General features: G+C 63.1%; 14 protein-coding genes and 2 pseudogenes. 5 read left to right on the plus strand and 11 right to left on the minus strand.

Translation table 11 applies throughout. The features are described from left to right. Positions 1–134: 134 nt before the first annotated feature. The gene (locus M5I08_RS15105; protein WP_219070177.1) at positions 135–1283 is read left to right on the plus strand and encodes an LLM class flavin-dependent oxidoreductase; all 1149 of its coding nucleotides are present in this window, start codon (positions 135–137) and stop codon (positions 1281–1283) included. Positions 1284–1628: 345 nt separating this feature from the next. Continuing rightward, positions 1629–2018 carry a DUF6444 domain-containing protein gene (locus M5I08_RS26890; protein WP_370328646.1) on the plus strand — a complete coding sequence of 130 codons (390 nt, stop codon included), beginning with the start codon at positions 1629–1631 and terminating at the stop codon, positions 2016–2018. A gap of 115 nt (positions 2019–2133) precedes the next feature. On the opposite strand, the gene M5I08_RS15115 is transcribed toward M5I08_RS26890, so the two are convergent. The 6 genes from M5I08_RS15115 to M5I08_RS15140 all read right to left on the minus strand — a co-directional run bounded on the left by M5I08_RS15115 (position 2134) and on the right by M5I08_RS15140 (position 6836). Continuing rightward, complete coding sequence (locus tag M5I08_RS15115) at positions 2134–3993, minus strand: hypothetical protein (protein WP_249762807.1); 1860 nt, start codon at positions 3991–3993, stop codon at positions 2134–2136. 19 nt (positions 3994–4012) lie between these two features. Beyond that, on the minus strand, positions 4013–4753 hold the full coding sequence (locus tag M5I08_RS15120) for a nitroreductase family protein (protein ID WP_249762808.1): 741 nt from the start codon (positions 4751–4753) through the stop codon (positions 4013–4015). A 125-nt stretch (positions 4754–4878) separates the two neighbouring features. Continuing rightward, positions 4879–5316, minus strand: coding sequence for a type II toxin-antitoxin system VapC family toxin (locus tag M5I08_RS15125; RefSeq protein WP_219070181.1), 438 nt, complete (start codon positions 5314–5316; stop codon positions 4879–4881). Then, entirely contained in the window at positions 5313–5567 is a 255-nt protein-coding gene (locus M5I08_RS15130) for an antitoxin (protein WP_219070183.1), read from the minus strand. The genes M5I08_RS15125 and M5I08_RS15130 overlap by 4 nt, the downstream gene beginning before the upstream one ends. A gap of 73 nt (positions 5568–5640) precedes the next feature. Beyond that, positions 5641–6141 carry a DUF2505 domain-containing protein gene (locus M5I08_RS15135; protein ID WP_219070185.1) on the minus strand — a complete coding sequence of 167 codons (501 nt, stop codon included), beginning with the start codon at positions 6139–6141 and terminating at the stop codon, positions 5641–5643. 14 nt (positions 6142–6155) lie between these two features. Continuing rightward, the gene (locus tag M5I08_RS15140; protein ID WP_219070187.1) at positions 6156–6836 is read right to left on the minus strand and encodes a flavodoxin family protein; all 681 of its coding nucleotides are present in this window, start codon (positions 6834–6836) and stop codon (positions 6156–6158) included. Between the two features lie 97 nt (positions 6837–6933). On the opposite strand from M5I08_RS15140, the gene M5I08_RS15145 reads away from it, so the two are divergent. Both M5I08_RS15145 and M5I08_RS15150 read left to right on the plus strand, forming a co-directional pair. Next, positions 6934–7767, plus strand: a complete 834-nt coding sequence (locus M5I08_RS15145) for a class I SAM-dependent methyltransferase (RefSeq protein WP_219070189.1) — start codon at positions 6934–6936, stop codon at positions 7765–7767. A 138-nt stretch (positions 7768–7905) separates the two neighbouring features. Beyond that, a pseudogene (locus M5I08_RS15150) lies at positions 7906–8284 on the plus strand (IS21 family transposase); the annotation flags it as partial. A 184-nt stretch (positions 8285–8468) separates the two neighbouring features. On the opposite strand, the gene M5I08_RS15155 reads toward M5I08_RS15150, so the two are convergent. Continuing rightward, positions 8469–11453: an MMPL/RND family transporter gene (locus M5I08_RS15155; protein WP_219070191.1), complete on the minus strand. Its 2985-nt coding sequence runs from the start codon at positions 11451–11453 to the stop codon at positions 8469–8471. A 401-nt stretch (positions 11454–11854) separates the two neighbouring features. On the opposite strand from M5I08_RS15155, the gene M5I08_RS15160 reads away from it, so the two are divergent. Continuing rightward, the gene (locus M5I08_RS15160) at positions 11855–13081 is read left to right on the plus strand and encodes an IS110 family RNA-guided transposase (RefSeq protein WP_249763288.1); all 1227 of its coding nucleotides are present in this window, start codon (positions 11855–11857) and stop codon (positions 13079–13081) included. A gap of 394 nt (positions 13082–13475) precedes the next feature. Here M5I08_RS15160 and M5I08_RS26895 read toward each other — a convergent pair whose 3' ends face one another. From M5I08_RS26895 to M5I08_RS15175, 4 genes and pseudogenes are all read right to left on the minus strand, one after another. Continuing rightward, positions 13476–13625, minus strand: coding sequence for a transposase (locus M5I08_RS26895; RefSeq protein ID WP_219069733.1), 150 nt, complete (start codon positions 13623–13625; stop codon positions 13476–13478). A gap of 35 nt (positions 13626–13660) precedes the next feature. Continuing rightward, positions 13661–13942: a transposase gene (locus M5I08_RS15165; protein WP_219069735.1), complete on the minus strand. Its 282-nt coding sequence runs from the start codon at positions 13940–13942 to the stop codon at positions 13661–13663. Between the two features lie 40 nt (positions 13943–13982). Continuing rightward, positions 13983–14192 (minus strand): annotated as a pseudogene (locus M5I08_RS15170) (helix-turn-helix domain-containing protein); the annotation flags it as partial. 178 nt (positions 14193–14370) lie between these two features. Continuing rightward, a complete protein-coding gene (locus M5I08_RS15175) occupies positions 14371–14514 on the minus strand; it encodes a hypothetical protein (RefSeq protein WP_219069739.1) in 144 nt (47 codons plus the stop codon). Positions 14515–14540: the final 26 nt, after the last annotated feature.

The raw sequence follows: 14540 nt of genomic DNA on the forward strand, positions 1-14540 counted from the left end.
GCCTAACCCTCAGCTGAGGCAACGAATGGGGTCTACGCGCGGATTTTTGGTGAGTGAACGCGCAGGCCGTAGTTCAAGGCACTCGGTAGTACCGTAACAAGACGTTGCTCTTCAGCGGGAAGGTATCGATGTGCATGAACGGGTTTCGTTTCGGCATCGTCGATCCCATCGTGAACACGCGCTTTTCGCCAGCCATGGTGCCGCGGATGGATTCCCTGACTGCCGCCGCGACAGGCGCGGACTCGTTATGGGTCGGCGACCATCTGAACGCGCTGGTGCCGCAGTCGATCGCGACACCTGAGTATTTCGGCGTTGCAGCGAAACTGGTGCCCCATGTTGACGCCATCCTGGAACCGTGGACAATGCTTGGACACCTCGCCGCCCACAACCGGCTCCGCCGACTACGACTCGGTGTGGGCGTCACGGACGCCAGTCGCCGCAATCCAGCGGTCACAGCGCAAGCCGCCGCGACGCTGCATCTGCTAACCCGCGGCCGTGCCATCCTCGGTATCGGTGTCGGAGAACGTGAAGGCAACGAGCCGTATGGAGTGGAGTGGACCAAACCGGTGGCGCGGTTTGAAGAAGCCATCGTCACAATTCGCACATTGTGGGATTCGGCCGGGGAAGCTGTGTCGCGTGACTCACCATATTTTCCGCTACACAACGCGGTGTTCGCGCTTCCGCCGTACCGCGGGAAATGGCCCGAAATCTGGGTCGCAGCCCACGGACCGCGGATGCTGCGGATCACCGGACGCTATGCCGATGCCTGGGTTCCGTTCGTTGTGTCGCGACCCGCCGACTATGCCCGCGCACTCGAGGCCGTGCGCGCTGCGGCGTCCGACGCCGGTCGTGACCCGATGTCGATCACGCCTGCTGTACAACGTGCCGTAGTCACCGGTTGGAATCGCGACGCCGTGGATGAAGCGCTGGACTCCGTCATCATAAAATCGTCGGCGCTCGCGGCACCCGCAGAAGCCTGGACACGTCACGGCGTTCAGCATCCACTGGGAGCCGACTTTTCCGGCGTGCAAGATTTGGTCCCCCAAATCATCGACCAGCAGAGCGCGTTGTCATACATCGCGAAAGTGCCGTCGTCACTCATGAAAGAAATCAATTTTCATGGGACACCGGACGAAGTCATCGACCAAGTAGCGGAATGGCGCGATCACGGCCTCCGATACCTAAACGTTATAAGCGCCAGCATGCTTAACCCGCGCCTACACAAGGGTTTGGCGGCAAGCGTGCCACACGTAAAGGTCCTGCGCGGACTCAAGAAGCTGTGAATCACCAGAGCGATCAGCTGTCGAGCCCGGGCCGGTTGCAGTAGGCATGGAGGTGGATCAACTGCTCAGCCGGTTTACGGGTGGTCGGGCCGTTGCGATCAGGCGGGCAACACAGTGGCGCTAGGCAATCAAGAGTTACCGCGAGCAGCATATCAAGAGTTCTGCGCGCCTAAGTCACTCGTAACTGGTCAGGTCCGGGCGGTGGCCGTGTGACTGGTGGGGCTTGTGATTCTTTGTGATCTGATGGGCGTGTCGCGTTGACCTTCGCGGCTGGCCGCCAATCATGTTGGGGCGCCTGATGGTCGGCGGCGGTCAGATGAGGAGTTCATCGCTGACATCGCTGCGCTGCGAACCGAGAACGCCGCACTGCGGGTGATGGTCGAGGAGCATCGGGCCGAGATCGCCGAGCTCAAGCGGCAGCTGGGACAGAACAGCCAGAATTCATCGAAGCCGCCGTCGACGGATTCGCCGTTCGCCAGGCCCGCACCGAAGTCGTTGCGCTGCAAGAGTGGCCGCAAACCCGGCGGTCAGCCCGGACATCCGGGATCGACGCTGGCGCTGGTCGACGACCCGGACGAGATACTGCGCCACGAGCCCGCCGCATGTGTCGGGTGCGGTGCCGGGCTGGCCGGCGCCGAGCAGATCGGCGTGGAGCGGGGCAGATCCATCCAATCCCCGCTATATTTCGGCGCGTCAGGGAAGACGTCCGTGTTCGCACAACTCGACTACTGTTGACCGACCGCACGTGGGATCGTGTCATGACGACGAGTCTCAATGCCTGAAAACTGGCGTCGCCGTCGAATCCCGGCTGGGCCGGTGTTGACCCTCCCCGTTAGGTCGCAAGCGAGGCTTAGAACAAGCTCAGCAGGTCCGACGGCATTGTCGTCGCGAGGTCCGTCGACAGTGTGGTTCCGAACTCCGCCGACAGTGCTGTGCTCAACTCCGTGGACAGTTGCGACAGCATTGCGCTGAGATCAGCCGAGATGCCCGACGCCCCGCTGAGTCCGAGCAATGCGCTGAGGTTGACGGCGTCGTTCGCCACTGCGCTGGCGCTGCTGGGGTCAGCCGCACCGGCCGAAAATGCGCCAGGGTCCGTTACTGTCGCGGCGGGGTCGAGAAAGGCCAACATAACGCTGGGGTCGGACAACGCGTTGACGTTCGTTTCGTTGTTGGTCAGCAGCGTCAGGAGGTCTTGCCCCACCAAGTTCCAATCCGTGCCGCCGTATACGGGGTCAAAGACAGCGGTGGTGGTCGGGCCGGTGGCGTTGGCGGTCGCGTCGGTGAAGGCGAGGTATCCAGGGTCGGTCAGTACCCCCAGGTTGGTGTAGAGTGCCGGCAGCTCCGGGTTGATGCTGGTCAAATCCGCGTCAACCGTTCCCAGCTGGTCTGGGGTCAGGTTGTACGCACCAACCTGCAACAGCGCTGTGGTCTCGTCGATTTGGCTTTGCGTCGGCGCGGCAGCCGTGCCGGCGGCGTACTCAGCCAGCCATGTCTGAAGCGTCGTATTGCTCGAATCCAGGTTTGCGATGTCCTGAACGATCGCCGGGTAAGTCATACTTTCGGGTACGTCACACGACGCCGCACACACGGGGCTGCCGGCGGTAAACGGATCGAAATCGATGACGCTCCCGGCCACAACATTCTGCAGAGCCTGCGTGAACTCCGTCAGAGTGGGAAGTTCGATGCCGGTGCCGTCGACACCGGAGGCGGACGGCGCCGCCAACAAACTTCCGTAGAAGTTCTCAAAGGGCTGCAGCGGGTTGAGTGTGTAGGTTACCCCATCCCACGGGTACTCGTTTAGGCCGTTGACCAAGGTGGTGGCACCCTCGAAGGGGTTGGTGCCGCCATCCAGCGGGAAGCCGAATTCCGGATAGACTGGTCCCCCGGCGTCACTGACACCGGCATCGTTTGCTGCGGTATAGGTGTAGCCCGACAGTAGCTCTGATAGCGGTACCCGGAACATGTGGTCGAAAAGTCCAGATTGGGTCTGCCCATCTAAGGCGTCAAGGAACGCAATTGTTCGGTCGGTCGAGGTGGTGCCGGTAATCACATCCGGCGGGAGGATCGGCGCGCAGCTCGCTACGGCGCAGGATGGGCTCTCCGGAAGTTCGGCCGCCAGGAGGCCGTCCAATTGGTAGTCCAGGCCTCCAAGGCCTTGATCCAACGACGGGAAGGGTAGAAATAATGAGAGCACCGCCGCGACATGAGTGCTGTCCCAAGGGCCCCAACCCCAGATGTTCGTGGAGCTCGGCACCCACCAGTTCCCGGTGTCCAACAACGAATCCGCTGTCGTGTCCAAGGCCTGGACCTCGTTGTTTGGAATGTTCACGATGTCGTCGAACAGGTTGATTGGCACGTTGAGCACTGAACTGGTGTCGACCAGGTGGACCGCACTGGTGCGGGTAGGCAGTTGGGAGGTCCGCAGCGTGAACGGTGCGATGGCAACGGCGCCGGTTACCGCAAGCGCCGCGGCTGCCAGGACATACGAACGCGACGCAGCCTGCATAGCGCCCCCTCGCGATCGGTTGAACTCAGTGAACTGTGAACTTACACGAAGAGAACCTAAGTCTGAAACAGAACCGGCGAATCCGTCGGAAACCATTGATTGCGTGTTCAGCGGTGTGTTCAGCCTCACAATAGGCGGGGTGTTCAGCCGCATAATTGGCAGGAAGTCTAATAAATTCACGCCATTGCCCACGTCCTCGGACACAGCGACTTCATAGCGGTTTTTACGTGTCCAGCCAGACACGGTTGCCGTAGCTGTCACGGTGCGTGACCTGCCCAACTGGGGTGCGGGTGGTCGGTCCGTAACGTCCGCGTGGCCAGCCCAGGGCCACCACGCAGCACGGTGTCACCGAGCGCGGCAATTTCAGGATCCGCCGCGCCAATCTCACTCGCCATAACGGCAGCGTGATCAGCGATGCCCCCAATCCCATCGCACGGGCGGCCAGCGATAGGTTCTGCACGCTGGGGTAAATCGAACCCCAGTATCCGGACAGCGCGGCGTGCGGCATCACCGAATACGGCACGCGGCCTTCGCGGACGGTGAGCCGAAGGCACGCCACCACCAGGACCGGGATCTCGGTGAAGTGGTCGACCTGCCACTGGGCCGCGCGCACCACCTTGGCCAACGACTCGTCGTGATCGGCCGCGTGCCGGAGCGCACCGCCGTAGGAGAACTTCCAGCCCTGCCGGTAACGCTTGGCGAGCTTTTTCACCACGCGCCGGTCTTTGACGATGATGAACTCCCAGTTCTGCCCGTTGGCGCCAGTCGGCGCGCGCAGCGCCAACTCCACGCACTTCAACACCACCGCGTCATCGACCGGGTCGGGATGGACGCGCCGCACGGCCCGTTGCGTCATCATCGCCTCGACCAGCGGCATGTTCAGGCCGGCGAGCGCCTCCGCTGTGGTCGGCTCCACCCGGAACGCGTCGGCGTAGGGCGAGGCGGAGTTCGGCGCGTCGGTCATGTGTCGTTTCCTACCTCGACCTCACCATCTCATGGCTGCTGGGCCTGCGGGCCCGAGGTGGTCGCTCCTTTGTTGGGTCGCGCGTTGAACGCCGCACGAATCCTCGCGCGCTAAACCGTGTCACGTCAGTTCGACAATGACCCGGGCGTTTCCCACCGCACACCATCGAATCGTCCGAAATCGCTGTCGTAACTAACTATTCGTGCGCGGTGCTCAATCGCCAAAGCGGCCAGATGCGCATCGTTGACGAGGTTTCCGCCCGCGCCAACCTGCGACAGCAGCCCGGACAGCACGTCGCCATGGCGCGCAGTCGGCGACACGATGACGGACGCTGGTGCGTTGCACCAATCGAGCACTTGAGCCATTGCCGCGTCGGCGGTCAGGGGCGAAGGAAAAAGCCCATGACGAGTCGTCAATTGCACAAATGCGAGCAGCGGCACCCACGCCAGGCCGACGGTGTCTCTGCCGGACAGCGCACCGTCGAGCCAGCGGCGGGAGGCCTCGTGGTGGCCTGCTGCGGTGTTGACGGCGTACAACAGGACATTGGCGTCGACGATCCTCATGCGCCGCGACGCTGTCGCCGGATCAGGTCCTCGTCCTCGAGTTCGCCGGCGATCTGCAGCGCCCGGTCCAGGTTGACCGAGGGCACACCCAAATCAGCTGTCCGCGTTTGGAAAACCGCACCAGCCGGCCGCCGTTGCGCACCTTGCCGGATGGCGTCATTGAGCGCCTGCTTGAACGATACGTTGCGCTGACGCATCAGCTGCCTGACGACGACGAGCGTGTCGTCGTCAAGGGTCACCGTCGTCCGCACCCTGACAGCATAGCATCAACTATTGTGATGCTATGCTGTCAAAAATCGAGGGGCTCAGCGTTGCGGACCTGCGTCACGCGTGCTCGCTGACCCACGTCGCGGTGAAATCCTGAATATTCGGTATCCCCTGGGCGAATTCGCGCGCGATGAAGCTCTCGATCGCGCCACCAACCAGTGGGACTTTGAATTCCACGGTCCCAGTGAAGGTCAGCAGTGAGCCGCTCTGGATGGGTGCGACCGACGCGGCGCCACAGCCGGATCCCGGCGCACCGGACACCGCGACACTGATCTCCCCGCGGAGCTGACCGCCGACCGGTCGCCACGTCTCGGTGTGGCGGATTTGCACGTCGCGGCCATAGAACTTCGCGACGATCCCGGGCAGCAGGTCACGGCCGAGGTCCTGAGTGGTAGCCACCCGCACGATCAGGTCGTCATCGACGATCAACGATTCCAGCCCAGCGCTTCCGTTAAGGCTCGCAAGCCGGGCCAGCCAATAGTCCTCGTCGCTAAACGCCGAATGAACCTGCTCGACAGTTGCCGACGACTCGGCCGACACCTCGAACGAACGCGGCATAGTAACCGAACCCCTTATCCCTTACCGAACAGCCGATCCGCCAGGCGGGCCGCAAAAGTCCGCGTCTGCTCTAACTGCTCGGATTGCACGTTGGTCGGCGGGATCCGAAGACCCAGGTATTTCTGGCGGTACTCACCGGAACCCAGGTAGCTGGTCAGCGACAGCATGGAGCGAATCGGGTCGCCGGGATAGGTGAAGTGTATCTCGTCGACGTACCGGCCACCCTGCTGCCCGGCGAGCTCACGCACCGCTTCGAGATTTTCCCGCCAAAATTGGCGGCAGACTACAAAAACCGCAAACGGCTTGCCAAACAACAGCTTTCGCGCTTCATCGGACATCAGGAAGGAGCGCAGCGGCATGCTGACAGTCTGCCACCAGGTCGGTGAGCCGATGCAGATCAGGTCGTAGTCGCCGTTTCGCACAGTGTCGGGGGTGCGGACCTCACCCGTGGCGCCGCGTTTCTGCGCAGGCAGCACGCTGAGCATGTCGGGCCACACCCGTCTCATCGGGAATCGGGAGAATTTCTCGGCATATCGCTGATCCGTGAACTCGATCTCGGCCCTGGATACCTCGCAGCCTCGTTCGCGAAAAACTTCTCCCGCGGCCTCGAGCACCCGAAGCGACTGCCCCGTATACGAGTAATACAGCAGCAAGACCCGCGGCGGCCTTTCGCCGCGCCCGGTCGTATCCGTCATGGCACCTCCATCGTTGGATTGCGCAGGATAGCGTTGTGGTGGCGACCCGCTGCGCCCGGCTCCGCCGCGCTTGCGATCGCCACTAGGCTTGGCCGCCGTGACCGACAAAGTTCCCGTCGACCTCAGCGGTCCCGCACAGACTATGCTGACCACTTTGTACTGCAAGGCGTTGGACGCCGATTGGCGCCAGCCAATCTTGGGCGATGAATTCGCAAAGGAGGCTGTCGCCCGAATCGACTACGACTGGGCGGAACTCAAGGTCGCCGACCGGTGGACGCCGCTGGTGACGGTGCGAACCGCGCAGTTCGACATCTGGACTTCTCAGTTCCTGGCCGCTCACCGGCGGGCCACCGTGATCCACCTGGGTTGCGGTCTCGACAGCCGGGTATTCCGCTTGGACCCGGGCCCAAGCGTCGAATGGTACGACGTCGACTACCCAGCGGTAATTGCGCTGCGCCAGAAGGTTTTTCCGACTCGTCCGCATTACCGCTTGGTCGCCGCCGCGGCGACCGACCCGTCCTGGCTCGAACAAATTCCCACCGCCCGGCCGGTGCTGCTGTTGGCGGAGGGCATCAGCATGTACCTCACCGAAAGTGACGGCATCGCCCTGCTGCAACGCGTCGTCGACCGGTTCGGATCCGGTGAATTGCAGATCGATTTTTACAACTGGCTCGCGATCCGATCGCAGAAGACACATAGGTTGCAGCGGCAATCCGGTTCGACGCTGCATTGGGCCGTGAACAGCCCGGCGGACATTGCGGAAAAGCTTTCCGGGGTTCAGCTGATCACGGCCGTAACCTTCTTCGATGCGACCACCTTCGGCCGGGCATCGGGCGTCTTCCGGCTGGCGCGACGGCTGGTCCGTGCTGTCCCGCCGCTGCGTCGAACCTTCCAATACCACCGCTACGCCTTCGGGAGCCCGGTTAACTGACACCGCTTGCTGCGTGCTGCTGCTCGGCGACGATGCACAGCAGCGAACGTTATGGGACCACCGGCGCGTCGCGTCGGTGGTCTCTTCGTTTGCCCGTTCGATCGCTGTGACAGCTCAAGTCACGGAGGTGGAAAGGGCATGGCTTTTCGGGAGGTCAGTGTGAACGAGATTAGGGAAGTGCTGCGGGTGTGGCTGGGGGTGGCGGGGCGGCCGGCGCCGGGGTACCGGACGATCGCCGCGCATTGCGGCGTGGACCGCAAAACGGTGCGCCGCTACGTGGAGGCCGCGCAGACTGCCGGCCTGCGCCGCGACGACGATGTCAGCGCCCTCCATGACGGGTTGATCGGGGTGGTCGCTGAGGCGGTGCGTCCCGCCCGGCCAGACGGTCACGGCGCCGCCTGGGAGCAACTGCTGGGGTTTGCAGGAGCAGATCACCGCGTGGGTGGCCGGCCAGGGTGAGCAGCGGCCGTTGACGGTCACCAAGATCCACACGTTGCTGGCCCGGCAGGGATGTGTGTGTTTGCTATCTAATACATGTTCATTTCCCAGCAGTTGCCAACCCCTATCACGTCAGCCCTGTCGTCGCCAGCATTGATCTGACTCGCCCCTGAAGAGGCGCCGGGCGAGCTCGGCTGCTCGACGTGGCGGCTGGATGCCCGGCTGCGGCGTTGACCCACGACCGAACTCCGAACGCTACTGCACTACCTGTGCAGCAACCACCGATGCCCGGCACCGTTCGTCACCAGGGGGTGGGATTCGTTCGTGGTCCGTGTCTGTTTCGCGGAACCATTCGTAACAGGCGCGGAGGAGCCGTTGATCGCTGTGATGGCAAGTTCGAGATCGGCCGACACGGGGCCATATCTGACGCGGGCCGGCCGCGAGCGAACGGTCAACGGCCACCAGAACCACCGTCCCAACAGTGCGGCGATAGACGGAGTCAGAAAAGCACGCACGATCAGCGTATCGAACACTAGACCGAGAGCAACGGTCGTGCCCACCTGGCCCACCATTCGTAGGTCGCTGACCACCAGGGAGGCCATAGTGAACGCGAACACCAGCCCAGCGGCGGTCACGACCTTGCCAGTGCCGCCCATCGAACGGATGATGCCTGTCTTCAGCCCGGCGCCTATCTCTTGTTTGAACCGAGCGACGAGGAGCAAGTTGTAGTCCGATCCCACGGCCAGCAGGACGATCACGGACATCACCATCACGAGCCAGTGCAGGTTGAAGCCGAGAATGTATTGCCAGAGCAGTACGGAGAGCCCGAACGAAGACCCCAGTGACAGCGCCACCGTACCCACGATCACGAGCGCGGCGACGATACTTCGGGTGATCATCAACATGATGATGAAGATCATGCAGAGTGACGCAATTCCCGCAATCAAAAAGTCGTAGTTCGCCGCTGTCTGTAAGTCCTTGAAGATCGACGCGGTGCCGGCAATATAGACCTTGGAGTCCTCTAGCGGCGTACCTTTGAGAGCCTCGTAGGCAGCCGTCCTTAACGCCCCGATCCGTGCGATGCCCTCGTCTGTGGCGGGGTCTCCCCTGTGTGAAATGATGAAGCGAGCCGCCTTCCCGTCGGGTGACACGAACAGCTTCATGACCCGTTGGAAGTCCGGGTTGGCGAAAACCTCTCGAGGCAGGTAGAAGGAGTCGTCGCTTTTTGCGGCGTCAAAATCCTGACCCATGGCAGTCGCATCGCCACTCAGCTGGTCTGCCTGGTCGAACATTCCCGACACTGTGCTGTGCATACTCAGCACCATGGTCCGCACGCTTTTCATGGTGGCGATCTGCGGCGGCAACAGCGCGAGCAGTTGTGGCAGGGCAGCATCGGTGCTATCCAGGTCTTTAACGAGATCGCTCAGCTTATCGCTGAGCTTGTCGACCCCACCCATTGACTGGTATACAGACTTTATCGCCGAGCAAATTTGAACATTGTCGCAGTTCGGATCCGCATCGAAATAACCGCGAAGCGGTCGTAGAGTCGTATTGACGTTGTCGATATTTTGTCTCACTTCAGCGGCGATCGCTTCTGTTTCTTTCGTGACACCGACCATGTGGTGACTTGTCCCGGCGAGCTGTTGCATCAGGGTATTCATGTGCTCCGCAGCCGTGATAGTACCGCCCAGCTCGTCGGCTAGCTTCATCATGTCATCGAGCCGCGACTTCGCGAATTTTATATTCTCTAGCTGCCCAGCTGTTTGCATGCTGAGCAGAAATGGTATCGATGTGTGCGCAAGTGGCGTGCCCTCGGGCCGAGTAATGCTTTCTACCCGAGAAATACCTTCAACGCGGAAAATCCCTTTGGCTAGTTTGTCTAAGACCAAGAAGTCTGCTGAATTACGCATATCATGGTCGGACTCGATCAACAGGATTTCAGGCATCAAACGCGCCTGCGAGAAATGGCGCTCCGCGGCGGCGATCCCGATGTTTCCAGGGATATCGCGGGGCAAATACAACCGGTCTTTGTAGCTCACCTTATATCCCGGTAACGCCACCAGGCCGACCAATGTCACCGCGCACGTGGCGGCGAAAATCGGCCCGGGCCAGCGCACGACTGCAGTGCCTACCCGTCGCCACCCGCGTACCTTGATCTTGCGCTTTGGATCGAGCAGGCTGAAGCGACCGCACACCGCAAGGACTGCCGGAACCAGTGTTAGCGCCACCGCGACTGTGATCAGCATGGCTATTGCGCAGGGTGCGCCCAGGGTCTGGAAAATCGGCAACCGGGTAAAACTGAGGCAATATGTTGCACCGGCGATAGTCAAACCCGAGGCCAAGACCACGTGTGCGACGCCGTGATAAGCCGTGTAGTAAGCCGTCTCCCGATCTTCGCCAGCCTGGCGCGCCTCGTGATAACGCCCGATAAAGAATATTCCGTAGTCCGTGCCCGCCGCTACCGTGAGGGACACCAGAAGATTTATAGCAAAAATCGAAACCCTGATGATGTCGTGTTCGGCGAGAAGTGCGATAATACCCCGGGCCACCGCTAATTCGATGCCGACCATGACCAACAAAAGAATTACGGTCAGGAACGAACGATACACGAGAAGTAACATGATGAAGATCACCGCGACTGTTGCCACCATGACCTTGATGACCGTCCGGTCGCCGCTGTGGTACATATCTGTCACCAGCGCCGCCGGCCCGGTGACGTAGGCCTTAATCGCCTTTGGGGAAGGGGTGTGCTGGATAATGTTCCGGACCGCGTCGACGGATTGGTTCGCTTTCGCCTCGCCCTGGTTACCCGCGAGGTACACCTGAACGTAGGCGGCTTTACCGTCGGCGCTTTGCGCAGCAGCTGCCGTCAGCGGATCACCCCAGAAATCCTGGAGATACTGCACATGCTTTGTGTCTGCCTTCAGCTGGCGAATCAAACTATCGTAATACTTATGGGCAGCCTCCCCGAGAGGTTGCTCCCCTTCTAAGACGATCACCGCCACGCTGTCGGAATTCGATTCCTTGAACAGCTCTCCCATGCGTGCCATTGCTTTCACCGACGACGCATCTTTGGTACTGAGTGATACGGCATGATTCGCGGCGACCTGTTCGAGCGACGGCACGCCAAAACTCACCATGAGCGTGACCGCCACCCAGCTCAGAATGATGGGCACAGCGAATTTACGGACCGCTCCCGCCACGGCCACCCGTGCAGCGCGCTCATTGCTCGCTCGATGGTTGTTCATGCGGCCTTCACCAGATGATGTGCGGAGGCGTTCACTTTATTGGAAACTTTCTCGAATCTGACCTGACCGTAGACCACGATGCTTTCCCCGGTTAGCTGATGTCCGTCACGGCGCCTCTGCGGCCGACAGTGCCGTGGAATCCTAATGAGTATTAGCGGGTGCGGCCTTCGGGCAGACTTGCTATCGGTAGCGGCCGGTGGGTGAGCACTGATGCCTCCTGGATTTCGAGTCCTGATGTCAGATCGTCGCCCCCACCGGTTCGCCCGGGAGAAGGGATCGCTGATGGGATGTCGTGCCCGCCCGCGTGGCGTGAGCACTGCTTCATTAGGTCGCCGAGAGTTCTCCCGCACGCTGCCGGCTGTAACCCGGACAACTGCAGACAGGAGCGAGGAGTGGCGAAATTGCTGTACGTGGGCGACGATTGGGCGGAAGATCATCACGACGTCGAACTGATGGACTCGGCGGGACGCAGGCTGGCCAGGGCGCGGCTGCCCGAGGGCGCGGCCGGGATCGCGCGGTTGCACGCGATGATCGGCGCCGAGCTGGGCGCCGACGCCGACATGGCCGAGGTGGCGATCGGAATCGAGACCGACCGGGGCCCGTGGGTGGCCGCGCTGATCGCGGCCGGATACACCGTGTACGCGGTGAACCCGCTGTCGGTGGCCCGGTACCGGGAGCGGCACAGCGTCTCCGGCGCCAAGAGCGACCCGGCGGACGCACACACGCTGGCCGACATGGTCCGCACCGACTCGCACCAGCTGCGCCCGGTGGCCGGCGACAGCGCGGCAGCCGAGGCGGTGAAAGTTGTTGCCCGCTCGCACAAGACGATGATCTGGGACCGCACCCGCCACACCCAGCGGCTGCGGCACGCGCTGCGCGAGTACTTCCCCGCCGCGCTGGAAGCCTTCGACGATCTCGACGCGGCCGATGCGCTGGAACTGCTCGGCAGAGCCCCCGACCCCGCGTCGGCGGCGAAGCTGAACCGCAGCCAGATCCGGGCCGCGCTCAAACACGCCGGTCGCCGCGACATCGACACCAAGACCAGCCGGATCCAGGACGCGCTGCGCGGCGAGCAGCTCGGCCGCGACCCGGTGATCACCACCGCGTACGCGGCTGCCACCCGCTCGATCGTGGCCGTGCTCACCACCCTCAACGAGCAGATCGCGATCCTGCAAGAGCAGGTGGAGGAGCATTTTCACCGGCACCCGGACGCTGAGATCATCCTGTCGCAGCCCGGCCTGGGACCGATCCTCGGCGCCCGGGTGCTCGCCGAATTCGGCGACGACCCAGCACGGTACGCCGACGCGAAGGCCCGCAAGAACTACGCCGGAACCAGCCCGATCACCCGCGCCTCCGGCAAGAAGAAGGTCGTGCTCGCGCGGTTCGTGCATCAGGACAGGCTCATCGACGCGCTGATGACGCAGGCGTTCTCCGCGCTGCGCGCCTCGCCCGGCGCACGCGCCTACTACGACAAGCAACGCGCCCGCGGCCTCGGCCACAACCCCGCGCTGCGCCAGCTCGCCAACCGGCTCGTCGGAATCCTGCACGGCTGCCTCAAGACCCGCACGCTCTACGACGAAGCCACCGCCTGGCCGTCCCACAATCAAGATCAACAAACCGCCGCTTGACATTTAAGCTCCTGGGATGTCTGACATGGTGAGTCTCCCACAACCGGTCAGCACCAGCACAGCCGGCAACATCCACCATCCGAGTTGAGGTTCGACATCCCTGCCCCCTCCGTCCGCGATTCTGCGCTCGCGCGGTGCCCGCGCCGACCGGCGTTGCGGCCAAGGCGTTAACGCCGACATCCACGTGGCGCCGCTGGGTGCCCCCGCGCGACTCCAGGTGGCTGTCTCCGCCAAAGTCCCTCGCCGAGAGTGCGGCGCCAATAGGATCTCCCGACGTTTCCGTGGGTGGGTTTTCATACTGCTCGGCCGGGTAGCGCGGGGCACAGGCCACCGCGGGTGAGCATGGCCATGCCGATCAGCGCCTCAGGGCTGCGAAACCCGTAGGAACGCTTGGTCAATGCCCGCAGATGGGGGTATTCGTGGCCTCGGAGCGAGCGTTCGACAGGCCATGATCGAGAGTGTTCAAAATCAGGTGGCGGTACCGGTCGATAGTGGCGGCGACCTTGACGAACTCCGGGATGCGGGAATGCTTGGCCCACGACAACCCAGCCGGCCAGCAGCTGGCGCCCGGGCTCGCCCTTAACCCGAAATAGCTCCCGGAGTTGCTCTTTGCAGCAAATACGCCCGATACAGCGTCTTGTTGGTGGCCTGGATGGCGGCCAGGCTGGTGCGCTGCGCACCGGACAGGTCGGTGGGATTCTTGCGCACCGCCCACATGGCGTGGCGGTCGCGGTGGCCGGTGGCCGCGGTGGTGCGCACCCGGACCTTGTCGAGGGCTTTCATCGCCCAGACCACGACATGAAATGGGTCGAGGCAGATCACGCAGCCGGGGCGCGCTCGGTGACCACGGCGTGGAGCCATTCGGCGCCATCACAGCTGACATGGGTCAACGCCGCGGCCCGTGGTGGTGCAGCACCCGCCGGATCCGGGTGTCCTGCTCACGAGTCATCTCGGCCACCTTGCGCACCGGCATCGCCGCCGCGAACTGCAGCAACAGCGCCTCGAACAGCAAGGTGAACCCCGATCCCTCCCGCGCCCACGGCGCCCCCACCTGGCGCACCCCGTGCACGGGGCAGCGCACCCGCGGCAGCCGAGCGTGCAGGAACCCAGCCCGGCATCGGCTGGTGGGATGCGCGCGGCCGCTTTGACCTGGGCGATCTGCACCGCGGTGAACACTGGCGGGCGCCCGCAGCGTTTCGCATCGCCCAGCGCGGCCGCCCCGGGTGCCGCGCACCAGCGGCGCCGCCATTTGCGCACGGTGTCCTCGCACACCCGCAGCGACGCCGCGATCACCGCGTTCGGGATCCCTCGGCCGCGGCGAGCACGATCTTGGCCCGCGTGACCAGGCGTTGCTCGGTGCGCCCGGCCCGCACCAGGCGGCGCAGTCCGCGCCGCTGCGACCCGGTCAACGTGATCCGGCCGGCGGGCGGCATGGCGGGCTACTCCACGAGGCAATGAT

Source organism: Candidatus Mycobacterium methanotrophicum (genome assembly GCF_023515995.1).
GTDB lineage: Bacteria > Actinomycetota > Actinomycetes > Mycobacteriales > Mycobacteriaceae > Mycobacterium > Mycobacterium methanotrophicum.

Excerpts from the sequence above, each read along its gene's own strand:
- M5I08_RS15165 (WP_219069735.1), bottom strand. The coding sequence starts at position 13,942 with ATGGCTCCACGCCGTGGTCACCGAGCGCGCCCCGGCTGCGTGATCTGC.
- M5I08_RS15140 (WP_219070187.1), bottom strand. The coding sequence starts at position 6,836 with ATGACGGATACGACCGGGCGCGGCGAAAGGCCGCCGCGGGTCTTGCTG.
- M5I08_RS15105 (WP_219070177.1), top strand. The coding sequence starts at position 135 with ATGAACGGGTTTCGTTTCGGCATCGTCGATCCCATCGTGAACACGCGC.
- M5I08_RS15120 (WP_249762808.1), bottom strand. The coding sequence starts at position 4,753 with ATGACCGACGCGCCGAACTCCGCCTCGCCCTACGCCGACGCGTTCCGG.
- M5I08_RS15175 (WP_219069739.1), bottom strand. The coding sequence starts at position 14,514 with ATGCCGCCCGCCGGCCGGATCACGTTGACCGGGTCGCAGCGGCGCGGA.
- M5I08_RS15155 (WP_219070191.1), bottom strand. The coding sequence starts at position 11,453 with ATGAACAACCATCGAGCGAGCAATGAGCGCGCTGCACGGGTGGCCGTG.
- M5I08_RS15135 (WP_219070185.1), bottom strand. The coding sequence starts at position 6,141 with ATGCCGCGTTCGTTCGAGGTGTCGGCCGAGTCGTCGGCAACTGTCGAG.
- M5I08_RS15125 (WP_219070181.1), bottom strand. The coding sequence starts at position 5,316 with ATGAGGATCGTCGACGCCAATGTCCTGTTGTACGCCGTCAACACCGCA.